At 61.9% G+C, this 425-nt stretch carries 1 protein-coding gene; it reads left to right on the forward strand.

The genetic code is table 11. The features are described 5' to 3' along the window. Window positions 1-190: 190 nt before the first annotated feature. The coding region (locus tag AB0F11_RS38225; protein ID WP_362184493.1) for a hypothetical protein at window positions 191-425 on the forward strand (235 nt) is incomplete at its 3' end.

The following is a 425-nucleotide window of genomic DNA, read 5'->3' on the forward strand; positions in this document are numbered from 1 at the left end:
GGGGCAAGCCGTGCCAACAAATAGGGTGCGATGACCCGTTTCGGGCCCGGATTCCAGAGCCGCTACCTTTCATTTTCCGGTCGTCCATTCGTCGGTACAATGCCGCGGGTCGCTGGCACGACGTCCAAAAGATGAACCGGGGACGGCTGCCGCGGGCCGAAAAACGAACAACGAGAAGAATCCTGAGAGCATGGCAGATCAAAAACTCCCGCCGGGCGCGGAATATGAGCAAGCCACCCCGTGGCTGACCGATGTGCATCCGGACGACGTCGTGGCGTCCGGCGAAGGCTTCAACGCGTGGCTGATCAGCGTGACGAACGGCTACGTGAACGTCGACCGGCTGGCGACGGTGGCCAGCATGATTCCGGTCCTCAACAACCTCATGGCGCTGGCCGACGCGCTGACCGACATCGTCTCGATCATCC

This window comes from Streptomyces sp. NPDC032472 (assembly GCF_040636955.1).
GTDB lineage: Bacteria > Actinomycetota > Actinomycetes > Streptomycetales > Streptomycetaceae > Streptomyces.